Origin of the sequence: Flavobacterium artemisiae (genome assembly GCF_042678225.1) — a bacterium.
GTDB lineage: Bacteria > Bacteroidota > Bacteroidia > Flavobacteriales > Flavobacteriaceae > Flavobacterium > Flavobacterium artemisiae.
In genome coordinates, this window is record NZ_JBHUDZ010000012.1 from 589,134 (window position 1) to 611,965 (window position 22,832).

Genomic DNA, 22,832 nt, shown 5'->3' on the forward strand with positions numbered 1-22,832 from the left:
AAATATGTAGTACATTTGCAAAGTAATCTACTAAGCCGATAGGGTAATGTATTTTTAAGGACAAAAGCAAATTCTTAAAACATGGAAAATGAACTTAAGTTAAACAACACAGCGGTAAAGTCTAATGCTTTATCAAAGGAAAATTTATGGGTTGTAATACCTGTAGTTTTGTTGTTAGGTTTGGTAGCTACAATAATTTATAATCATCACGCAGAATTTTCGTGGAATGGTTTTTTAGAAGGTTTTGATGATAATCTTTTAGCGTTCTTTTTAATTGGAGTTTTTGCGCAATTGGTAGACGGAGCGTTGGGAATGGGTTATGGAGCAACTTCTACGTCATTTTTGTTGGCTTATGGAGTACCGCCGGTTGTAAGCAGTACAGCAGTTCACGTTTCAGAAATGTTTACTACGGGAGCTTCCGCGCTTTCGCATCATCGTTTTGGAAACATCAACAAAAAACTAGTAAAACATTTGTTGATTCCAGGAGTTTTAGGTTCCATTACAGGAGCTTATTTATTGTCTGATGTGATTAGTGGAGATGTAATTAAACCTTTTATTGCAGTTTATATGATTGTTTTAGCAGCAATTATCATCAAAAAAGCGTTGAAGAAAAATATTGAAAAAAAGAAAACCAAAAAATTAAGTGTTTTAGCTGTTTTTGGAGGTTTTATGGATTCTGTTGGAGGTGGAGGCTGGGGGCCGATTGTAACTTCAACCTTATTAGGAAGAGGAAGAAATCCGAAATATACTATTGGGTCTGTTAATGCAGCTGAGTTTGCAATTTCATTCGCAAGCGGTATCACTTTCATGCTTTTTGGCGGTATCCACGGCTGGCAGGTAATCATCGGATTGATTGCGGGAGGCGTTATAGCGGCTCCGATTGCAGCATTTTTAGTAACTAGAATTAAAAGAAAACCAATGATGATTGCGGTTGGAATCTTAATCATTTTATTGAGTTTAAAAACATTATCTAAATTGTTATAAAGATTTAGAAAGGAAAGAGAATATGAGTGCGAAAGTTGCAGAATTATTATTAGAAGAAACAAAAGATTTTTCGCTAGAACAAACATTATGTTTTCTAGCAGAAAAATATCCGAATCAGGTTATTTTTTCGACTTCATTTGGGCAGGAAGATCAGGTAATTACTGATTTTATCTTCAAAAATGACATCGATATTACGGTTTTCACTTTAGATACCGGAAGATTATTTCAGGAAACGTATGATGTTTTTCACAGAACATTAAAAAAGTACAAAAAACAAATCGAAGTTTATTTTCCTGAAGCAGCAGCAGTTGAGAATTTACTTCAGACAAAAGGTCCGAACAGTTTTTACGATTCGGTTGAAAACAGAAAGGAGTGCTGTTTTATTCGAAAAGTAGTTCCGTTACGAAAAGCTTTAGCAGGAAATGCAGTTTGGATTACAGGTTTAAGAGCTGAACAATCAGAAAACCGACACGATTTAAGTTTGTTTGAATACGACGGAGGTTTCGAAATCATCAAATTCAATCCGTTATTAAAATGGACTTTAGAAGAAGTAGAAAATCATCTAAAAGAATTTAATGTTCCGCAAAATGCATTGCACAAAGAAGGTTTCGTAAGTATTGGATGCGCACCTTGTACAAGAGCAATTTTCCCTGGAGAAGATATCAGAGCTGGAAGATGGTGGTGGGAGTCCAGTCATAAAGAATGCGGTTTACATGGTGCAAAAAAAGAGTAAACTGAGAGAATAGAAAATAGAGTATAGAATAAAGAGAATAGCAAGTTTTTAGATTTCAATGAACTTGAAACCTAAAACTTGAAACAAAAAAATAACAACAATAATGAGTTCAGTATTAAAAACAAACGCTTTAGAGAGTGAAGCGATATACATTTTCAGAGAAGTAATTTCACAGTTTGACAAACCGGTTTTACTTTTCTCAGGAGGAAAAGATTCTATTACATTGGTGCGTTTGGCACAAAAAGCATTTTTTCCTGCTAAAATTCCGTTTCCTCTATTGCACGTTGATACGGGACACAATTTCCCTGAAACAATAGCTTTCAGAGATAAATTAGTTGAAGAATTAGGTTTAGAGTTGATCGTTCGTAATGTTCAGGATGCTATTGATGAAGGAAAAGTGGTGGAAGAAACTGGAAAATATTCTAGTAGAAACAGTTTACAGACTACAACACTTTTAGATGCAATTGAAGAATTCAAATTTGATGCTTGTATTGGTGGTGCGCGTCGTGATGAAGAAAAAGCAAGAGCTAAAGAACGTATTTTCTCTGTTCGTGATGATTTCGGACAATGGGACGAAAAAAATCAGAGACCTGAGTTATTTGATATTTTGAATGGAAAAATCGAAAACGGACAAAACGTTCGTGTTTTCCCAATTTCAAACTGGACAGAATTAGATGTTTGGAGTTATATCGAAAAAGAAAATATCGAGATTCCATCGATTTATTTTTCACATAAAAGAAAAGTTTTTTTGAGAGACGGTTTAATCTGGTCACATTCTCCTTTTGTGTACCAAGAGGAAGACGAACAAATCGAAGAAAGAATTGTTCGCTTCAGAACCGTTGGAGATATGAGTTGTACAGCGGCTGTTGAATCTTACGCAGCAACAATTGAAGAAGTTGTGGGCGAAATCAGATCATCAACCATTTCTGAAAGAGGAGCCAGAATCGACGACAAACGTTCTGAAGCTGCAATGGAAAAAAGAAAGCAACAAGGATATTTTTAATTTCTGGTAAGAAGTTAAAATTAGAAGAAGAATCAAAAAACAAAAACATACGGATTTATAAGTTTCAAGAGAACATGAAACCTGAAACTTTAAACCTGAAACAATATATAAAATGGACGTTTTAAAAATAGCAACAGCAGGAAGTGTAGATGACGGAAAAAGTACTTTGATCGGAAGATTATTGTATGATACAAAATCATTGACTACAGATAAAATTGAAGCAATCGAAAAAAGCAGTAAACAAAAAGGATACGATTATTTGGATTTCTCTTTGGCTACTGACGGATTGGTAGCAGAAAGAGAACAAGGAATCACGATTGATGTTGCGCATATTTATTTTTCGACTGCAAAGAAAAGTTACATTATTGCCGATACTCCGGGTCACGTAGAATATACGAGAAACATGGTTACAGGAGCTTCAACTTCTCAGGTTTCTATTATTTTGATCGATGCCAGAAAAGGCGTTATCGAGCAAACATACCGTCACTTTTTCATCAATAATTTATTGAGAGTAAAAGAAGTAATCGTTGCCATAAACAAAATGGACTTAGTAGATTACTCAGAAGAAGTTTTCAATAAAATCAAAGCTGATTTTGAGGCATTAAATGCAAAAAGTACTTTCAAAGAACAAAACGTAAGTTACATTCCGTTAAGCGCAATCAATGGTGGAAATGTGGTTGATAAATCAGAGAATATGCCTTGGTACGAAGGACAAACTGTTTTAGAGCATTTAGAAGGATTACATTCTCATGATGTTTATGAAGCAGGAAAAGCGCGCTTCCCAGTTCAGACCGTAATTCGTCCGAAAACAGAAGAATACCACGATTTTAGAGGTTACGCAGGAAAATTATACGGAAACTCCATTAAAGTTGGAGATGCTGTAACGGTTCTTCCTTCTTTAACAGAATCAAAAGTTTCAAAAATTCACTTCTTCGATAAATCATTTGACGAGGCTACAGCAGGATCTTCAATTACAATCGAATTAGAAAATGACATCAATGTAACGAGAGGCGATATGATTGTAAAATCATCGGAACTTCCAAAAATTGAAAAAGATATTACAACCACAATTTGCTGGATGGACAGCAAAAAACTGGTTGCAGGAACAAAATATTTGGTTCAGCACAATACCAACAGAATTTTAGCAAAAGTAGAAAGCATTAAAAACACGATTGCAACTGATTACTCAGGAACAACAGAAGCTTCACAATTGGCAATCAACGAAATTGGAGAAGTAACAATCAAATTAAGCAAACCGTTATATTTTGATTCATACAACGAAAACAAATCAAACGGAGCTTTTATCTTAATTGATACAGCAACAAACACAACAGCAGGAGTAGGATTCATTCGCTAGTTGATAGTTGATGGTTTTTGGTTGATAGTTATTCTGCCAGCAAACCAACAACCAACAACTAACAACCAACAACTAAAGACAAAATGGAAAGTTTTAGAACAGAAATAGAAAATCCGGTAGTTCAGAAGGAGATTATCGAATTAGAAAAAAAGATTCACTTATTCCGTGGAGGAAAAATTGATGATGAGCGTTTTCGTAGTCTTCGTTTAGCGCGTGGAATCTACGGTCAGCGTCAGGAAGGCGTTCAGATGATTCGTATCAAATTACCTTACGGTAAAGTGACCAGCGAACAATTGAGAAGAATTACTGAAGTTTCAGATAAATATTCTACTGGACGTCTGCATATTACAACACGTCAGGATATTCAAATTCACTATGTAAGTTTGGACAGAACACCAGAACTTTGGGCAGATTTGGCTAAAGATGATATTACGTTGCGTGAAGCTTGTGGAAACACCGTTAGAAATATTACAGGAAGTGAATTGGCTGGCGTAGACGTAAACGAACCATTTGATGTTTCGCCTTACGCACACGGACTTTTCCAATATTTGTTAAGAAACCCAATCTGTCAGGAAATGGGACGTAAATTCAAAATTTCGTTCTCTTCTTCAGATGAAGATACAGCTTTGAGTTATTTACACGATTTAGGATTTATTCCAAAAATCAAAGACGGACAAAAAGGATTCAAAATCATGTTCGGAGGAGGTTTAGGATCTCAGCCAGCGCATGCCGAATTACTTTCGGAGTTTGTTCCTGTAAACGAAATCATTCCGACAGCAGAAGGAATTATTAGAATTTTTGACCGTTATGGAGAACGTGCAAAAAGAATGAAAGCGCGTATGAAATTCTTAATCAAAGAAATGGGGAAAGATGCTTTCCTTGATTTGGTTGAAAAAGAGAAAAAAGCAATCGCTTTTGAAACATACGAAATTGATACAACTGCTTTTGAGGGCCCAATTGCTGAGCCACTTTTAGAAGTGCCACAAGTTACAATCGAAGATACCGAAGCTTATGAAGCTTGGAAAAAATCGAATGTAATTGCGCAAAAACAAGCAGGATACTACGCTATTGGAATCAAAGTTTTATTGGGAGATTTTTATACGGATAAAGCCAGATTATTAGCCGATTTAATTAAAAATTACGGAGCAAATGAATTGCGTTTTTCATTGCGTCAAAATATTGTAATACGAAACATAAAAGAAGAGAACCTTCCTTTCTTTTATCAAGAATTAGCCAAATTGGACTTTGTTCAATTAGGATATAATTCAGTTGGAGATATTACGGCATGTCCAGGAACCGATACTTGTAATTTGGGGATTGCAAGCAGTACTGGTATTGCCGAAGAATTAGAAAGAGTTTTAAGCGCAGAATATCCTCAATATTTAAACAATCGCGAAATCGAAATTAAAATTTCTGGTTGTATGAATGCCTGCGGACAACATAATATGTCTGCAATTGGATTCCAAGGAATGTCTATCAACTCAGGAAAACTGGTAGCTCCGGCTTTACAGGTTTTATTGGGTGGAGGAAGATTAGGAAACGGCGAAGGACGTTTTGCCGATAAAGTAATCAAAATTCCAAGCCGTAGAGGACCAGACGCATTACGTACAATCTTAAATGATTTTGATACAAATGCAAACGGAGAAAAATTCCTTAATTACTACGATGCAAAAGGAGAGAAATATTTCTATGAAATCTTAAAACCTTTCGCAGATGTAACCAACCTTACAGAAGCCGATTTTATTGATTGGGGGAATGCTGACAACTATGTAAAAGCAGTTGGAGTTGGAGAATGTGCCGGAGTTGTTATTGACTTGGTTGCGACTTTATTATTAGAAGCTAAAGAAAAACTCACTTTTGCTCAGGAAGCATTCGACGAAGGAAAATGGGCAGATGCTATTTACCACGCTTACGCTGGATTTGTAAACGGAGCAAAAGCATTGTTATTGGCAGAAAACCAAAAAACAAATCACCACGCTGGAATCGTAGATTTATTTGATACGGTTTTCATCGAAACGAATAAAATAGAGTTGAATTCAACTTTCAAAGATTTGGTCTACCAAATCAATAAAAATGAACCGTCTGAGGCTTTCGCTAAAGATTACATTGCTCAGGCAATTGTTTTCTTTGATAAAATCGAAACTTTCAGAGCACAAGAATTAGCAAATGCATAATACAATAAAACCCAAAGTAACTTTAGTTGGCGCAGGTCCCGGTGATCCGGATTTGCTTACGCTGAAAGCTGTAAAAGCGCTGGCTGAAGCCAATGTGGTTTTGTATGATGCTTTGGCCAACGAAGAAATTTTAGCGCATGCTTCTAAAGATTCCATCAAATTATTTGTGGGAAAACGAAAAGGAAATCACAGTTATACGCAGGATCAAATCAATCAATTGATTGTAGATAATGCTTTAACGTATGGAAATGTCGTGCGATTAAAAGGCGGTGATCCGTTTATTTTTGGAAGAGGAAGCGAAGAAATCGAATTCATAGAAAGCTTCGGAATCAAAACCGAGGTCGTTCCAGGAATTTCATCGGTAGTTGCAGTTCCGGCAAGTCTCGGAATTTCAATTACCAAAAGAGGAGTTTCAGAAAGCTTTTGGGCGATTACTGGAACAACATCAGACAGAAAATTATCTGAAGATGTAGCTCTTGCAGCACAATCATCTGCAACAGTTGTAATCCTAATGGGAATGCACAAACTGGATCAAATCGTTGAACTTTTTCAGAATGAAAACAAAGGAGATTTACCTGTAGCGATCATTCAAAACGGAACAACAATAGAAGAAAAAGTGGGTGTTGGAACCGTAGATTCGATTTTAGAAATCGTAAAAGAAAAAGAATTAGGTTCACCAGCCGTTATCGTTTTAGGAGAAGTGGTTCGCGAAAGCCATAAATTAAAAGGATTTTACGAAGAATTTTGTCAAAAAAAGGAGTTGGATAAAATGTTCCGCCAGAACCAATTCGTTGCTAAAAAATAAACGTTTAAATAAATGTTCCGAAGGAACATCTGGTCGGTAGAAATGAATGTTCGATAAAAAAATGTTCCAGAGGAACATCTGATTGGTTATCCGATTCAATAAAAACATTTAATTTTGATCGGAGGAAAATAAATTAAAATGGAACAAAACGAATTATATCCAATATTTTTAAAGCTTCACAATTTAAATGTTCTAATTGTGGGCGGAGGAAATGTAGGTCTGGAAAAGCTTTCTTTCTTGTTAAAGTCAAGTCCGAATGCAAATGTTGAAGTTGTGGCAAAAGATTTTCATTTGGATATTAAAGTTTTAGCTGAAAAACATCCGTCGGTTAAATTAACCGAATCGAAGTTTAAAAAGAAAATGCTCAAAAAACGCCATATGGTAATTGCGTGTACGGACAATTTAGAAGCAAATAAAAAAGTATACGATTTAGCTAGAAAGCGTTATTTGATTTGCAATATTGCCGATACGCCAGATTTATGTGATTATTATTTAGGCGGAATCGTAACAAAAGGAAATGTCAAAATTGCCATTTCGACCAACGGAAAATCGCCAACAACGGCAAAAAGGCTAAGAGAGTTTTTTGAAGAAGTAATTCCAGAAGATATTAACCAAATGGTTGAGAATCTTAACGAATATAGAAAAACGCTTAAAGGTAATTTTGAGGATAAAGTGAAACGAATGAATGAGATTACCTCGTTATTAAAAAATAAAGAGTAAAAAATACCGCATAGAAATGAATGATAAAAATCATTGTCAGTAGAATAAATTATTCGTTTCTTTGTATTATTAAGAATGATTATAAACAACAACCATAATGATTAAAACAGATATACTTATAATTGGAGCAGGACCAACAGGTTTATTTGCCGTTTTCGAGGCAGGACTATTAAAATTAAAATGCCACATTCTTGACGCTTTACCACAGCCGGGAGGACAACTTTCAGAATTATATCCAAAGAAACCAATTTATGATATTCCTGGATTCCCAGAAGTATTAGCCGGAGATTTAGTTGATGGTTTAATGGAACAAATCAAACAATTTGAGCCAGGTTTTACTTTAGGAGAACGTGCTGAAACGATCGACAAACAAGAAGACGGAAGTTTTATCGTAACTTCAAACAAAGGAACTAAATTCCATGCGCCAGTTATCGCTATCGCAGGAGGTTTAGGAAGTTTCGAGCCTCGTAAACCACTTATCGAAGATATCGAGTTTTATGAAGATAAAGGAGTAAAATACTTCATCAAAAATCCGGAGAAATTCAGAGACAAAAGAGTTGTAATTGCAGGAGGAGGAGATTCAGCACTTGACTGGTCAATTTTCTTAGCAAATGTAGCATCAGAAGTAACTTTGATTCACCGTAGAAACGAATTTAGAGGTGCATTAGATTCTGTAGAAAAAGTACAGGAATTAAAATCAGCTGGAAAAATCAAATTAGTAACTCCGGCAGAAGTAATCGGAATCAACGGCGCTGAGCACGTAGAATCTTTAGATATAGAAGAAAACGGAGCACATCGTAAAATCGAATGCGATTATTTCATCCCACTTTTCGGATTAACGCCAAAATTAGGTCCAATTGGAGACTGGGGATTAGAAATCGAGAAAAACGCCATTAAAGTAAACAATGCTTTAGATTATCAAACTAATATTCCTGGAATCTTCGCAATCGGAGATATCAATACGTATCCAGGAAAATTAAAATTAATCCTTTGCGGTTTCCACGAAGCAACATTAATGTGTCAGGCTGCTTACGGAATCATCAACCCAGGTAAAAAATATGTATTAAAATATACAACAGTTTCTGGAGTAGACGGTTTCGACGGAACTCGTAAAGAAGCGCCAAAAGCGGTTGTGAAAGCGATTGTTTAATCTGAGGTGCTGAGGTTCTAAGGGACTAAGACGCTAAGGTTTTTAAATATAGTAAAGCCCAAACTTTTTAAAAGTTTGGGCTTTTTTTATTTAGCAAGGAAAATCCCCAGAGGGATGAAATATTTATAGAAAAGAAATCATTCATCTGTAAAAGAGCTCCAGCGGAGCGAAATATATTTCACTCCTCTGGAGCTCTTGCTGGGGGGGTTAAATTGTATTCTATAAATATTGCGCTCCTCTGGAGCTCGAAAAGTTAAAGATAATACCCCAAAAAAAACTTAGCCACTCAGTATCTTAGAATCTCAGAATCTAAGCAGCTTTGAAAAAACATCACATTAACTTAATCTTACTTCTTTTGACCCGAAGAATTGGGATAGTAACTTTGCTTCATAAAAGAAAAATTTTGAAGAATCAAGATAAAATGCTAACTTTAGAAATGTATTAAAAATTATCTATTATGAATTGGGATGAAGAAACACTACTAGAAGAAAAGGCCAAATTTGAAAATGATATGAGCATGACAGATAATGAATTTACAGATCATCAAGAAGTCATGGATACATTTTTAAATTGGGAAAGAAGTTTTTAAAGACTTTCTGATCAAAAGAAAATAAGCTCAATTTTACTTGAGACGGGAAAAAATCAACCAAAAGCTCAAACTTTATTTACAAAGTTTGAGCTTTTGGTTTTTAAACTTAGAATCTCAGAACCTTAGTATCTTAATGCCTTCAATAAGAACTTAGAAACTTTAAAAAACACTTGCAATTGTTTAGGTTATGTCGTTACTTTGCAGCGTTCATAATTTTATTGAAAGTTATCACGAAAGGCGGAGGGATAGACCCGATGAAACCTTAGCAACCCTTTATCATAAAGAAGGTGCTAAATTCTACTTTACACTACAAACACAGTGATTAAGATAGATAACACAAATACAAACAGTATTTCTCAAAACTTTTCCTGACAACATTACAACAAAATTTCACCGAATAATATTTAGTGAAAGGAGCGAATCATTGGCGCATTTTTGCCGTCATGGGTTCCCGCTTTACACAAATATCTTTTATTCTGAACCCCAGAATAAAAGGATATTTGCTTCAATCGGGGCTAATGAGCCAGCAATAATGCACTTTTGGAATCAATGTAAAAAAACATCGAAGCTTAAACCCGACAGGTTTTCAAAACCTGTCGGGTTTAAATAAGAATTATAAAAAACTTAGCAACTCAGAACCTTAGCATCTTAGTAGCTTAAAGAAAAGAGAAATGTCAATACAACAAGCAATAAAAGAAAGAATCCTAATCCTTGACGGAGCAATGGGAACCATGTTACAACGTTACAACTTCTCAGAAGAAGATTTTCGTGGCGAACGTTTCAAAGATTTTCCACATCCGTTAAAAGGAAATAACGATTTATTATCACTAACACAACCGCAGGCAATTCGTGCCGTTCACGCAGCATATTACGAAGCCGGAGCAGATATTGTCGAAACCAATACATTCTCAGGAACTACAATCGGTATGGCCGATTATTTCATGGAAGATCTGGTTTACGAATTAAACTACGAATCGGCAAAAATTGCAAGAGAAGTTGCAGACGAATTCACAGCAAAAAATCCAAATAAACCACGTTTTGTAGCCGGCTCAATAGGACCGACAAACCGTACGGCAAGTATGTCACCAGATGTAAACGATCCAGGTTACAGAGCTGTAACGTTTGACGATTTACGAATCGCGTACAAACAACAAGTAGAAGCTTTGTTAGACGGAGGTTGCGATTTACTTTTAGTAGAAACGATTTTCGACACACTAAACGCAAAAGCGGCACTTTTCGCCATTGAAGAAGTAAAAGACGAACGCAATATCGATGTGCCAATCATGGTTTCAGGAACGATTACGGATGCTTCAGGAAGAACACTTTCTGGGCAGACAGTTGAAGCGTTTTTGATTTCCGTTTCACATATTCCTTTATTAAGCGTTGGTTTCAACTGTGCTTTAGGAGCCGATTTATTGAAACCATATTTAAAAACATTAGCGCACAACACGCAATTCAATGTTTCGGCACACCCAAATGCGGGATTGCCAAACGCTTTCGGACAATACGATGAAACACCAGAACAGACTCAGGTATTCATTAGAGAATATTTAGAAGATAATTTAATCAATATTATTGGAGGTTGTTGTGGTACAACTCCGGATCATATTCGATTAATGGCGGAAGTTGCGAAGGATTATAAGCCGAGAGTAGCGCCTGTGTTGACTTAGTAAAATTCTATACAATGAAGCAATTGAAAGTAATAATAATTGGGTTTGTACTTTTCGGCTTATTTGGTTTCAGTAAAAAACCTTTATTGACAGTTAAAGAAGAAATACCGACAGATTTTTATTTTGTAATTGAAGATGGAGGAAATGATTATTATAATTCTCAGAATAATAATTTTCATAGAAAATATGTCAAAGAAGAAAAAGTAATAAAAGTAAAATTAACAAAGGACGAAAAGGAGAAGATATATTCGCTCATTTTGAAAATCAAATTTTTTGAAATGCCAACAAAATTTGAATCAACTGATAAGAAAAACATTGTAATCAGAAGTCCCAGTTTTTTACAAAGTATATTAATTAAAGCAAATGGCAAAAATAAACTTGTAAGTTATAATACCGGTTTTACAAGTAATAAAAATGATGAAAAAGCGAAGCCGTTTTTAGAATTATATAACAAGATTTGGGAAGTTTTATATAAAAAAGAACAAGTAAAGAAAATGCCAAAGTCGGATTATTTTTATGAGTAGTTGATTCAGAATATAATTATGAAACCGAATCTGCGTGAGGGATAGAAGTGAAAAGCTCACAGACCAATGTAGTGAAACGGAATTGGTCGAGGACTTGTAACGGATAGCCCGGTTCGCCGCGGCGAAACACGCCCAAAATAATAAACATAAAATACCTACAAGGTTTTGAAAACCTTGCAGGAGAGAAATAAAAGAATAAAAAAACTCAGAATCTAAGCATCTTAGAATCTCAGTAACTTTAAAAAAAAATGACTGAAAAAAGAAGAGACCTTGTATTATCAGGATTAGAACCTTTGATTATTACGCCGGAAAGCGTTTTTGTGAACGTTGGGGAGCGTACGAATGTAACAGGTTCGCGAAAATTCCTGCGCTTAATCAAGGAAGAGAAGTATGACGAGGCACTTGATATTGCAAGACAGCAGGTAGAAGGAGGAGCACAAATCATCGATATTAATATGGATGAAGGAATGTTGGACGGCGTAAATGCCATGACCAAATTCCTAAATTTAATTGCTGCAGAACCAGATATTTCGAGAGTGCCGATTATGATCGACAGTTCGAAATGGGAAATCATCGAAGCAGGTCTGAAAGTAGTACAAGGAAAAAGTGTTGTAAACTCGATTTCGTTAAAAGAAGGAGAAGAAGCGTTTATTCATCATGCTAAATTAATCAAACGTTACGGAGCAGCTGCTATTGTTATGGCATTTGACGAAGTAGGTCAGGCTGATAATTACGATCGTCGTGTAGAAATTTGTGCGCGTTCGTATGATATTTTGGTGAACAAAGTAGGTTTCCCTCCACAAGATATTATTTTCGATTTGAATATTTTCCCGGTTGCAACGGGAATGGAAGAACACCGCTTAAACGCTTTGGACTTTTTTAGAGGAACGAAATGGGTTCGCGAGAATTTGCCGCACGCACATATTAGCGGTGGTGTTAGTAACGTTTCGTTTTCTTTTAGAGGAAATGACGTGGTTCGTGAAGCGATGCACTCGGTGTTTTTATACCATGCCATTAAAGAAGGGATGACGATGGGAATCGTGAATCCGGAGATGTTGACGATTTACGATGATATTCCAAAAGACTTATTAGAACACGTTGAAGACGTAATTTTAGATAGACGTGACGATGCTACAGAAAGACTTTTAGATTTTGCAGAAAATGTAAAAGGCGAAGTAAAAAGCGACGAAAAAGCCGTTCAGGAATGGCGTTTAGGATCGGTTCAGGAGCGTATTACGCATTCATTGGTAAAAGGAATTGATGCTTTTATTGAAGAAGATGTAGAAGAAGCGCGTTTAGCAGCAACAAAACCAATTGAAGTTATCGAAATCAATTTAATGGCCGGAATGAATGTCGTAGGAGATTTATTCGGAAGCGGAAAAATGTTCTTGCCTCAGGTAGTTAAATCGGCACGTGTAATGAAAAAAGCGGTTGCTTATTTATTGCCGTTTATTGAAGCAAGTAAACAAGCCGGAGACAAACAAGGAAATGGTAAAATCCTGATGGCAACCGTAAAAGGAGACGTTCACGATATTGGAAAAAATATTGTTTCGGTAGTTTTGGCTTGTAACAATTACGAGATTGTAGATTTAGGAGTAATGGTTCCTCCGGAAAAAATCATTGCAGCGGCAATCGAACATGAAGTTGATATTATCGGATTAAGCGGATTGATCACTCCTTCGCTCGACGAAATGGTGTATTTGGCTAAAGAATTAGACAAACAAGATATTAAAATCCCGATTATGATTGGTGGGGCAACGACTTCGCGCGCGCACACCGCCGTGAAAATTGCGCCTCAATACAGAGAAACTGTAATTCATGTAAACGATGCTTCTAGAGCCGTTACTGTTGCAGGAAATCTGTTAGATCATAACCGAAAAATATATGCAGCAGATATTCGTGCAGAATACGATTCTTTTAGGGAAACGTTTCTAAATCGTTCGAGAGATAAAAACTTCTTGACGATTGAAGAGGCTCGTAAAAATAAATTACAATTGGATTGGAATGAATACACTCCAACCAAACCTAAAAAGATAGGCGCACAAATTGTCGAAGTTGAATTGGATGTTTTGGTGCCATATATCGACTGGACGCCGTTTTTTCAAACTTGGGAATTGTATGGGAAATATCCAGCAATTTTAACAGACGAGGTTGTGGGCGAACAAGCGACTTCTGTTTTTGCAGACGCTCAGGCGATGCTGAAAGTAATTTTGGAAGAGAAAAAACTAAAAGCAAAAGGTATTTTCGGAATTTTCCCTGCCAATCAGATAGACGACGATGATATCGAATTGCGTGATGAAAACGGAAAAGTGTTAGAAAAATTCTTAACGCTTCGTGTGCAGGGACAAAAAACAAAAGGTGCTCCAAACATTGCTTTAGCCGATTTTATCGCTCCAAAAGAAAGCGGAATCACCGATTATATGGGCGCATTCTGTGTAACAACAGGTTTTGGAGTTGACGAATGGGCTGCAGAATACGAGAAAAACCTTGACGATTATAATTCGATTATGGTTAAGGCGCTTGCCGATCGTTTTGCAGAGGCTTTCGCCGAATATCTTCACGAGAGAGTACGTAAAGATTTCTGGGGTTACGATTCAGAAGAAGCTTTGACCAACGAAGAATTGATTAAAGAATCTTATAAAGGAATCCGTCCCGCTCCGGGTTATCCAGCTTGTCCAGATCACTTAGAGAAACCAACGATCTGGAAGCTTTTAGATGTAGAAAAACAAATAGGAGTGAAACTAACTGAAAGTATGGCAATGTGGCCGGCTTCATCGGTTTCAGGATATTATTTTGGAAATCCGAAAAGCAAATATTTCGGTCTCGGAAAAATAAAAGAAGATCAGGTTACAGATTACGCCAAACGCCGAAATGTACCGCTGGATTACGCCATGAAATGGTTGAATCCTAATATAGCAGATTAAAAATTAGTCATAAAGTCGAAAGTCTTAAAGTCCGAAAGGAAAGACATAAGACTTTAGAACTAGTTGAATCGTAATATAGCAAACTAATTAGTTTAAAGTCAAAGTCATAAAGTCCGAAAGGAAAGACTTTCGACTTTCGACTTTACAACTTTAAGACTTAAAATGAAAGTAACAGAACATATAGAAAACGCCAAAGGAAAAACATTATTCTCATTTGAAATTATTCCGCCTCAAAAGGGGAAAAGCATTCAGGAATTATACGATAATATTGATCCGTTAATGGAATTTAATCCGCCGTTTATTGATGTGACAACTTCTCGCGAAGAGTACATTTATATTGATAAAGGCAACGGACTTTTAGATAAAAAATTGACTCGTATGCGTCCGGGAACGCTTGGAATCTGCGCTTCTATAAAACATAAATACAATGTTGACACTGTACCGCATTTGCTTTGCGGTGGTTTTACTAAAGAAGAAACCGAATACATGCTGGTTGATTGTCATTATTTAGGAATCAATAATGTAATGGCGCTTCGCGGAGATGCCATGAAAGACGAACAATCTTTTGTGCCAAAAGCGGGAGGAAATCATTATGCAGTTGATTTGGTGAAACAAATCAACGATTTAAATTGCGGAAAATATCTGCATGAAGTGATGGATGCGGATAACAAAGCAGATTTCTGTATTGGTGTTGCAGGTTATCCAGAGAAACACTTAGAATCTCCTTCTTTACAATCAGATTTAAAAAGATTGAAAGAAAAAGTGGATGCCGGAGCTGATTATGTAGTTACGCAGATGTTCTTCGATAACTCAAAATATTTTGCTTTCGTAGAAAAAGCAAGAGAAATGGGAATCACAATTCCGATTATTCCTGGAATTAAGCCAATTGCGGTTCAAAGACATTTACAAGTATTGCCACAAATCTTCAGAATCGATTTGCCAGAAGATTTAATCGATGCTGTTGACAAATGCAAAAATAACGCTGAAATCAAACAAGTCGGAATCGAGTGGGCGATTCAGCAGTCATTAGAATTAAAAGCGGCTGGAGTTCCGTTTTTACATTATTATTCAATGGGTAAATCTGAGAATATTCGTCAGATTGCTAGTCAGGTTTTTTAATTTTTTTACCATTAAGATATTAAGTTCATAAAGTCAAGGCTTAATTTTCTTTTTATTATTAGAACTAGGTCATAAAGCTTAGCTTAATTCTCTTAATGCCTTAATGGTAATATTCAATGGGTTTTAATTTTTCTAGTTTTAAAACACACAGTTTGTCATTTCGACGAAGGAGAAATCGCACTCGGGATTCGACAAAGATTGAAAATATGCTTTGCGGAATTTCTAGTGCGATTTGCTTCGCCAGTTCGCTATCGCTCGGGTCTCCTTTCAGTCGAAATGACAAGAATACTGTAAAATTTGGAATTTGGATTTTCAAAATTTGGAATTTGAATTAAGATATTGTTTAATTTAGAAGTTTAAAATTTCATACCATGGAAAAAGAAGAATTACAAGCCATAGCCTCACAATTGAAAAATCCTTCAGGCGAAAAAGGAATTGAAATGGGTAATATGATGAACGAAACGAACATCAATATGACCAAACATTCTATCCAAAATCTAAATATTTCGAAGGAAAATAAAATTCTGGAATTAGGTCACGGAAACGCGGGACACGTTGAATTTTTATTCGAACAAGGAAAAGACCTCAAATATTACGGACTTGAAATGTCGGAACTGATGTTTCAGGAAGCACGCCAGATCAACCGAAATTTTGTTTCTCAAAAACAGGCTTTCTTTTCTCTTTATGACGGCAATAAAATTCCGTTTGAAGATGAATTTTTCGATAAAGTATTCACAGTAAATACCATTTATTTTTGGCAGCGACCAGAAGAATTACTTGCAGAAATTTATCGCGTTTTAAAACCAAATGGAAACTTCTGTCTGACTTTTGCAGAAGAAGATTTCATGAAAAAACTGCCGTTTACGCAATTTGATTTTGAACTTTACAGCACTCAAAAAGCGCAGGATTTAATTGGAAAATCGGATTTTAAAATCATTTATACCGAAACACAGACAGAAAAGGTAAAAAGCAAAACAGGTGAATTGGTTGACAGATCTTTTACAACATTTGTATTAGAAAAGTCATTTAAATCATTTTAAGTTGTTGCATTAATTTCAGCAAACTTTTAGTACTTCATTGTTTCCTATTAGTTTTTCAATTGTAATACTTTAAAAAAATATGGAAGTAAAAAAGATCAACTTTCTACAAAGTTACAGCAGTATTTTATTACTTCTTGGCGGTATCATTATCGGTAGTATTTTCGGATTGGTTTTTGGCGAAAAAGTTTTGGTGATAAAACCGCTCGGAGATATTTTCCTGAATTTACTTTTTACAGCGATTATTCCGCTTATCTTTTTTACAATTGGTTCTTCGATTGCGAATCTGGAACGGACAGAAAAACTTGGAAAACTATTCTTTATCATGATAGTGGTTTTTCTGGCGACGATTTTAATATCGGCAATTGTAATGATTTTTGCTGTATATCTTTTTCCAATTCATGAAAATATTGCAATTGCAAAAATTCCGTTTGAGAATGTAGAATCTGGATCGGCGGGAGATCAAATTGCCAAACTGCTTACTGCAAATGATTTCTTCGAATTATTGTCACGAAAAAGTATGCTCGCGCTGATTATTTTTTCTTTTTTAATTGGTTTTGCCACATTACAATCGGGAGAAAAAGGAAACGCTTTCAAGAGTTTTCTGGATTCCGGAAACGAAGTAATGAAACAGCTTTTAAATATAATAATGAAATTGGCACCAATTGGTCTGGGAGCTTATTTTGCTTATCAAGTTGGTATTTTCGGACCGCAGTTGTTTGGTGTTTATGCAAAGCCTATGGCGGTTTATTACGCAGCCTGTGTTTTCTATTTCTTTACCTTTTTTAGTTTATATGCGATTGTTGCGGGCGGAAAACGTGCTTTCAAAGTCTTTTGGAGCAATAATATTACGCCATCTTTAACCGCAGTTGGAACTTGCAGCAGTATTGCCACAATTCCTGCAAATCTAGACGCAGCACAAAAAATGGGAATTCCGTCTCACGTCCGAAATCTTGTTATTCCGCTTGGAGCACCTTTACATAAAGACGGTTCTAGTATGTCATCCATCTTAAAAATTACTTTTCTATTTGCCATGTTTGGAAAAGATTTTACCGAACCTTCAACAATTCTTTTGGCTTTAGGCATAACAGTTATTGTTTCTATAGTCGAAGGCGGTATTCCAAATGGAGGTTATATTGGCGAAGTTTTAGCTATTACGGTTTATGGTTTTCCAATGGAACAGGCGCTTCCAGTTGCGATGATTTTAGGAACCTTAGTTGATCCAATTGCCACTTTATTAAATGCAAATGGCGATGTAATAGCTTCAATGGTGGTTTCGAGATTCTCTGAAAAGACAAAATGGGAATAGAATTCGATATCAAATAATACATTGGTAGATAAGACTTTTAGATACATCGATTGTTTACTTCACTTAGTATAAAAGTTTAATGTAATGACTTATTAAACAGTAGTTTTACAAAGTAAAAATGTTTTTTATTTTGAGAAGTAAAACTCTTTTTGTTTTAGGTTTATTCGTTGTCTGCTTCCATGTGCACGCTCAGTTGTGCACAGGAAGTTTAGGCGACGCTGTAGTTAAAATCGATTTTGGTACAGGAACTTCTTCCCACGGAACCGCTTTGGGAACTGGAATTACAAGTTACACCTACACAACAGCAGATTTCCCAAATGATGGTTCTTATACCATAGAAAAAGCAACCAATACTCCAAATACATGGTGGACAACTACAGATCATACCGGAGGTGGTTATATGATGGTCGTAAACGCCAGCCTTTCTACAACTGATTATTTTTATAAAAATACCGTTACAGATCTTTGTCCAGATACAACTTATGAGTTTGCAGCTTGGATTATGAATTTATTGCGATCAAACGATACAAGTCCACCCAATATTACTTTTACGATCGAGTCTACAACAGGTACAATTTTAGGGACTTATAATACAGGCGACATTGCCTTAAATTCTAGTGCTGTTTGGAAACAATATGGTTTTTATTTCACCACACCTGCAGGAATTTCGACGGTAGTAATTAGAATGCGAAATAACAAAGCGGGTGCTGCACCGGGAAATGATATTGCTTTAGACGACATAACCTTTAGAGCTTGCGGACCAACAGTAACTTCAACAATTCAAAACAATACCAATACAAGTTTAACGATTTGTCAGGGAGATTCTCAGAGTTATACATTAACAGGAGATGTTTCTTCGGGATATTCCAATCCGGCTTATCAGTGGCAGGTTAGTTCAAATAACGGAACAACTTGGACAGATATTTCTGGAGCAAATGCACTAAGCTATTCTTTTATTCCAAATACAACAGTAGGCACATATTTGTATCGCATTGCGGCAGCTCAAAATGCTAATATTTCTTCAGCTTCTTGTAGGGTTGTTTCTAATAGCATTACTTTTAAAGTAGACGAAAGCACCATTGCTCCATCTTTCACTACTGTGCAGCCAACATGCGATGTGCCAACTGGAACAATAAATATTACCACAAACGCAAATACAACTTACAGTATCGACGGAGTGAACTATCAATCTTCGGGTATTTTTTCTGGATTGGCAGGTGGAGATTACAATATAACGGCCAAATTAGCTTCGAGTTGTGCTTCTAATCCTTTGGTAGCGCATATTAATAGTATTGCAACTTCAAATGCAACTCCTACTTATTCCGTAATGCAGCCTGTAATTTGTTCTAATCCATTAGGAACCATAACGATTGCAAGTTTAGATTATGAATATAGTTTTGATAACGGTACAACATGGTCTCTTACTAATAGTAAATCTGGACTAGAAGCGGGAGATTATTTAATAAAAACCAGAAACAGCTCAAATTGTGAAACTTCTGCAGCATTAGTTTCGATATTAATGCCGCCTGGTTATCCGCCGACTCCAACAGTTTCTGTTACACAGCCCGATTGTTTAATTGCTGCAGGAACAATAGCAGTTTCAGATATTGAAGCTTCTTATAGTTTTGATAACGGCGCAACATGGACAACATCCAATTCAAAAAACAATTTACTTCCCGGAAATTATAATATACTTTTAAAAAACACTCTTGGCTGTATATCTCTTGCAGCAAAAGAAGTAGCAATACAATCGTATGTCAATACAGAACCGCTTCCAACAGCTCAAACACCTCAAACTTTCTGTGTTCAGCAAAATGCGACTTTAAGTGATATAAGTATAAACGGAAATAAGATTAAATGGTATGATGATGCAGTAAATGGAAATTTAGTATCTAATGCCACAATTTTAGAAAACAAAACCTATTATGCTTCGCAGACTGTTTCCGTTTGCGAAAGCGAAAGAATTCCTGTCGTTATCAATATTCAAAATACAATTGCGCCGACGGGTAATTTAGAACAAAACTTTTGTACGAGTCAGAAACCTGCAATTTCTAATCTAGAAGCCACAGGAACAAATGTTGTTTGGTATGATAATGCAATAAATGGAAACGTTTTGGTTTCGACAGAAAGCTTGATTGATGGAAAAACCTATTATGCATCTCAAACTTTGAATGGCTGCGAAAGTGTAAATAGATTGGCTGTTAAAGTTACGATTGTTGCTCCAAGTCTTGCCATTCAGAATGTGACTTCGAATGTTTGTGATGAATTAAACGATGGATCTGAAACAATAGATCTTACCTCTTATAATGCATCAATAGCAACTTGCAGTTCTTGTACTTTTACTTATTTTACAAGTTTGTCTGGAGCAGAAAATCAAACTGTAAGTGAAGAAATAAACAATTTTTCGAGTTATAATTTAGCGATAGGAACTACTATTATTTATGTGCGAATTGATTCTAATGATAAATGTTATCAAGTTGCCGAGTTGCATTTAACACTTGTAAACGTGCCAGTAATTGCGATTTCAGATGTTGTATCATTATGCGAAAATGCAGCGGTTGAAGTTCATGCCGGGTTGGGTTTCGATAGTTATGTATGGTCAACAGGAGAAACTGCAGAATCGATTACTATTACAGAAGCTGGTAAATATTCGGTGACAGTTACTCAAAATCATGGAAATGCGATTTGTTCTTCAACAAAAGAATTTCAGGTAAAACTTTCTAACAGCGCGACAATTAAGAATCTTGCTGTAAAAGATTGGAGTGATACCGAAAATGTAATCGTTGTTGAATTATCAGACAGCAGTCTGGGCAATTATGAATATTCGATTGACGGAATTAATTATCAAGACAGCACTACTTTTTCGGGTTTAACAACTGGAGATTATGTTGTTTATGTTCGGGATAAAAACGGCTGCGGAACAGTAAATCAAGAAGTTTTTCTATTAAATTATCCAAAGTTTTTTACACCAAATGCAGATGGATTTAACGATACTTGGGGAATAATTTTCTCTGAAACAGAACCTTCTATCAATACAAAAATCTTTGATCGATATGGTAAATTGATCAAAGAATTAAATGCTTACACGACTTGGGACGGAACTCTTAATGGTTACAATCTGCCATCTTCAGATTATTGGTTTGTTGTCACTCGAGCAAACGGAAAAGTGTATAAAGGTCATTTTAGTATGAAAAGATAAAGTCATGGTTGTTTTTAAATGAATGCGTATTATTTCTTAAATTCGGGTTCAAATAAATACAACAAATGAATTCAGTACTACATCAAGATTTACACGATTTCGAAAATATATTAGAACAAGCAAAACAGCAGGGAATTGATTTTTTAAATAATCTAGAAAATGTTCCAACATCGACTACCTATAAAATTGAGGCAAAAAGAAGCTTAAACGAAACAGGTTTAGGATCTGTCGAAACTCTTAGAGAATTTAATGAAAGATTAGCGCCCTTAATGGTATCATCTCCAGGACCAAGATATTGGGGATTTGTTACCGGAGGATCAACACCGGCTTCTATTGTCGGCGATTGGCTTGCATCAGTTTATGATCAGAATGCTCAAGGAATAAACGGGCAGGGCGGAAACTCTGCTTTAATTGAATTTGAAACTATTAATCTTTTGCTGCAGTTATTAAATTTACCAGATACTTTTCTAGGCGGATTTGTAACCGGTGCAACAATGTCTAATTTTACTTCACTGGGAGTTGCCAGACAATGGTTGGGAGCACAATTTGGGAAAGATTTCGCTAAAAACGGAATCTCAGAAAAGATCAATATTTTTACGGCTACACCACATTCTTCTTCAGTAAAATCACTTTCGATGCTCGGAATCGGAAGTCATAATTTTACTTTGGTTAAAACAATAGAAGGTAATCGCGAAGCAATCGATATTCAGGATTTAGAGAAAAATATTGAAGCTTTAAACGGAAAACCTTTTATCTTAATTTCAAGTGCTGCAACGGTAAATACAGCCGATTTTGATGATTTTAAAGCAATATCAAAACTTAAGGGAAAATATAAATTCTGGTGGCATATCGATGCTGCATTTGGCGGTTTTGCAGCAGTCTCAGAAAAATACCAACATCTGGTAGAAGGCTGGGAAGGAGCAGACAGCATTACGATCGACTGTCATAAATGGCTGAACGTGCCTTACGAAAGCGCTTTTTATTTAATTAATAAAGAACATGTAAATCTGCAGATCGAAACATTTCAGAATTCGAACGCGCCTTACTTGGGAAATCCCTTAGAGAACTTTAATTATTTAAATTTCCTTCCCGAAAATTCAAGACGTTTGAGAGCCTTGCCGGTTTGGTTTTCGCTTCTAGCGTATGGAAAAGAAGGATTCTGCGATCTTGTTGAAAAAAGTACTTCTTTAGCCCTGCATTTTGGAAACGCTTTAATCGAGCAAGATTCGTTTGAATTATTAGCGCCAATTCGTTTAAATAATGTTTGTTTTACTTTAAAAGGAGATCACAATCAGGAAAAAGTGTCTTCGTTTTTATTTGCCTTAAACGAACGTGGCAACGTATTTATGACGCCGACTGTGTATCAAAACAAAAAAGGAATTAGAGCGTCTTTTGTAAATTGGAGAACAACTGAAAATGATATTAAAATTGTTATTGAAGAAATGAAAGAAACGCTTCTCGATTTAGAAATATAACTAAAATACAAGAGCCTGTTTTGAAGGAAACAGGCTCTTAACTAACACAAAAAAAAACAA

17 protein-coding genes and 1 riboswitch are annotated in these 22,832 nt (G+C 35.8%); all 17 genes read left to right on the forward strand.

Annotation, left to right across the window (positions count from 1 at the left end; genetic code table 11):
- Positions 1 to 81: 81 nt before the first annotated feature.
- A complete protein-coding gene (locus ACFSC2_RS13265; protein ID WP_379814948.1) occupies positions 82 to 984 on the forward strand; it encodes a TSUP family transporter in 903 nt (300 codons plus the stop codon).
- A gap of 22 nt (positions 985 to 1,006) precedes the next feature.
- Positions 1,007 to 1,717, forward strand: coding sequence for a phosphoadenylyl-sulfate reductase (locus tag ACFSC2_RS13270; protein WP_379814947.1), 711 nt, complete (start codon positions 1,007 to 1,009; stop codon positions 1,715 to 1,717).
- Positions 1,718 to 1,820: 103 nt separating this feature from the next.
- Positions 1,821 to 2,720 carry a sulfate adenylyltransferase subunit CysD gene (gene cysD / locus ACFSC2_RS13275; protein ID WP_012023580.1) on the forward strand — a complete coding sequence of 300 codons (900 nt, stop codon included), beginning with the start codon at positions 1,821 to 1,823 and terminating at the stop codon, positions 2,718 to 2,720.
- Positions 2,721 to 2,832: 112 nt separating this feature from the next.
- On the forward strand, positions 2,833 to 4,077 hold the full coding sequence (locus ACFSC2_RS13280) for a sulfate adenylyltransferase subunit 1 (RefSeq protein ID WP_379814946.1): 1,245 nt from the start codon (positions 2,833 to 2,835) through the stop codon (positions 4,075 to 4,077).
- A gap of 83 nt (positions 4,078 to 4,160) precedes the next feature.
- Positions 4,161 to 6,251, forward strand: coding sequence for a HEPN domain-containing protein (locus tag ACFSC2_RS13285; RefSeq protein ID WP_379814945.1), 2,091 nt, complete (start codon positions 4,161 to 4,163; stop codon positions 6,249 to 6,251).
- Positions 6,244 to 7,056, forward strand: a complete 813-nt coding sequence (cobA, locus tag ACFSC2_RS13290; RefSeq protein ID WP_379814944.1) for a uroporphyrinogen-III C-methyltransferase — start codon at positions 6,244 to 6,246, stop codon at positions 7,054 to 7,056. The genes ACFSC2_RS13285 and cobA overlap by 8 nt, the downstream gene beginning before the upstream one ends.
- Positions 7,057 to 7,194: 138 nt before the next feature.
- On the forward strand, positions 7,195 to 7,776 hold the full coding sequence (locus ACFSC2_RS13295) for a precorrin-2 dehydrogenase/sirohydrochlorin ferrochelatase family protein (RefSeq protein WP_379814943.1): 582 nt from the start codon (positions 7,195 to 7,197) through the stop codon (positions 7,774 to 7,776).
- Positions 7,777 to 7,873: 97 nt separating this feature from the next.
- Complete coding sequence (locus tag ACFSC2_RS13300; protein WP_035645583.1) at positions 7,874 to 8,926, forward strand: NAD(P)/FAD-dependent oxidoreductase; 1,053 nt, start codon at positions 7,874 to 7,876, stop codon at positions 8,924 to 8,926.
- A 457-nt stretch (positions 8,927 to 9,383) separates the two neighbouring features.
- Positions 9,384 to 9,515 (forward strand): hypothetical protein, encoded by a 132-nt coding sequence (locus ACFSC2_RS13305; protein WP_379814942.1) that lies wholly within the window; start codon positions 9,384 to 9,386, stop codon positions 9,513 to 9,515.
- Between the two features lie 222 nt (positions 9,516 to 9,737).
- Positions 9,738 to 9,853, forward strand: a riboswitch (SAM riboswitch).
- 333 nt (positions 9,854 to 10,186) lie between these two features.
- The gene (locus ACFSC2_RS13310; protein WP_379814941.1) at positions 10,187 to 11,185 is read left to right on the forward strand and encodes a homocysteine S-methyltransferase family protein; all 999 of its coding nucleotides are present in this window, start codon (positions 10,187 to 10,189) and stop codon (positions 11,183 to 11,185) included.
- 14 nt (positions 11,186 to 11,199) lie between these two features.
- Entirely contained in the window at positions 11,200 to 11,709 is a 510-nt protein-coding gene (locus ACFSC2_RS13315) for a hypothetical protein (protein ID WP_379814940.1), read from the forward strand.
- 248 nt (positions 11,710 to 11,957) lie between these two features.
- A complete protein-coding gene (metH, locus tag ACFSC2_RS13320) occupies positions 11,958 to 14,633 on the forward strand; it encodes a methionine synthase (protein WP_379814939.1) in 2,676 nt (891 codons plus the stop codon).
- A 162-nt stretch (positions 14,634 to 14,795) separates the two neighbouring features.
- Positions 14,796 to 15,752, forward strand: coding sequence for a methylenetetrahydrofolate reductase [NAD(P)H] (metF, locus tag ACFSC2_RS13325; protein ID WP_379814938.1), 957 nt, complete (start codon positions 14,796 to 14,798; stop codon positions 15,750 to 15,752).
- A 371-nt stretch (positions 15,753 to 16,123) separates the two neighbouring features.
- Positions 16,124 to 16,792 carry a class I SAM-dependent methyltransferase gene (locus tag ACFSC2_RS13330; RefSeq protein ID WP_379814937.1) on the forward strand — a complete coding sequence of 223 codons (669 nt, stop codon included), beginning with the start codon at positions 16,124 to 16,126 and terminating at the stop codon, positions 16,790 to 16,792.
- Between the two features lie 79 nt (positions 16,793 to 16,871).
- Positions 16,872 to 18,098 (forward strand): dicarboxylate/amino acid:cation symporter, encoded by a 1,227-nt coding sequence (locus ACFSC2_RS13335; protein WP_379814936.1) that lies wholly within the window; start codon positions 16,872 to 16,874, stop codon positions 18,096 to 18,098.
- A gap of 130 nt (positions 18,099 to 18,228) precedes the next feature.
- Positions 18,229 to 21,297: a T9SS type B sorting domain-containing protein gene (locus tag ACFSC2_RS13340; RefSeq protein WP_379814935.1), complete on the forward strand. Its 3,069-nt coding sequence runs from the start codon at positions 18,229 to 18,231 to the stop codon at positions 21,295 to 21,297.
- 65 nt (positions 21,298 to 21,362) lie between these two features.
- The gene (locus ACFSC2_RS13345) at positions 21,363 to 22,772 is read left to right on the forward strand and encodes a pyridoxal phosphate-dependent decarboxylase family protein (protein WP_379814934.1); all 1,410 of its coding nucleotides are present in this window, start codon (positions 21,363 to 21,365) and stop codon (positions 22,770 to 22,772) included.
- The last annotated feature ends 60 nt before the right edge of the window (positions 22,773 to 22,832 follow it).

What these genes read in the sequence shown, in the direction of transcription:
- ACFSC2_RS13265 (WP_379814948.1), top strand. Translation starts at nt 82, where the DNA reads ATGGAAAATGAACTTAAGTTAAACAACACAGCGGTAAAGTCTAATGCT.
- ACFSC2_RS13270 (WP_379814947.1), top strand. Translation starts at nt 1,007, where the DNA reads ATGAGTGCGAAAGTTGCAGAATTATTATTAGAAGAAACAAAAGATTTT.
- cysD (WP_012023580.1), top strand. Translation starts at nt 1,821, where the DNA reads ATGAGTTCAGTATTAAAAACAAACGCTTTAGAGAGTGAAGCGATATAC.
- ACFSC2_RS13280 (WP_379814946.1), top strand. Translation starts at nt 2,833, where the DNA reads ATGGACGTTTTAAAAATAGCAACAGCAGGAAGTGTAGATGACGGAAAA.
- ACFSC2_RS13285 (WP_379814945.1), top strand. Translation starts at nt 4,161, where the DNA reads ATGGAAAGTTTTAGAACAGAAATAGAAAATCCGGTAGTTCAGAAGGAG.
- cobA (WP_379814944.1), top strand. Translation starts at nt 6,244, where the DNA reads ATGCATAATACAATAAAACCCAAAGTAACTTTAGTTGGCGCAGGTCCC.
- ACFSC2_RS13295 (WP_379814943.1), top strand. Translation starts at nt 7,195, where the DNA reads ATGGAACAAAACGAATTATATCCAATATTTTTAAAGCTTCACAATTTA.
- ACFSC2_RS13300 (WP_035645583.1), top strand. Translation starts at nt 7,874, where the DNA reads ATGATTAAAACAGATATACTTATAATTGGAGCAGGACCAACAGGTTTA.
- ACFSC2_RS13305 (WP_379814942.1), top strand. Translation starts at nt 9,384, where the DNA reads ATGAATTGGGATGAAGAAACACTACTAGAAGAAAAGGCCAAATTTGAA.
- ACFSC2_RS13310 (WP_379814941.1), top strand. Translation starts at nt 10,187, where the DNA reads ATGTCAATACAACAAGCAATAAAAGAAAGAATCCTAATCCTTGACGGA.
- ACFSC2_RS13315 (WP_379814940.1), top strand. Translation starts at nt 11,200, where the DNA reads ATGAAGCAATTGAAAGTAATAATAATTGGGTTTGTACTTTTCGGCTTA.
- metH (WP_379814939.1), top strand. Translation starts at nt 11,958, where the DNA reads ATGACTGAAAAAAGAAGAGACCTTGTATTATCAGGATTAGAACCTTTG.
- metF (WP_379814938.1), top strand. Translation starts at nt 14,796, where the DNA reads ATGAAAGTAACAGAACATATAGAAAACGCCAAAGGAAAAACATTATTC.
- ACFSC2_RS13330 (WP_379814937.1), top strand. Translation starts at nt 16,124, where the DNA reads ATGGAAAAAGAAGAATTACAAGCCATAGCCTCACAATTGAAAAATCCT.
- ACFSC2_RS13335 (WP_379814936.1), top strand. Translation starts at nt 16,872, where the DNA reads ATGGAAGTAAAAAAGATCAACTTTCTACAAAGTTACAGCAGTATTTTA.
- ACFSC2_RS13345 (WP_379814934.1), top strand. Translation starts at nt 21,363, where the DNA reads ATGAATTCAGTACTACATCAAGATTTACACGATTTCGAAAATATATTA.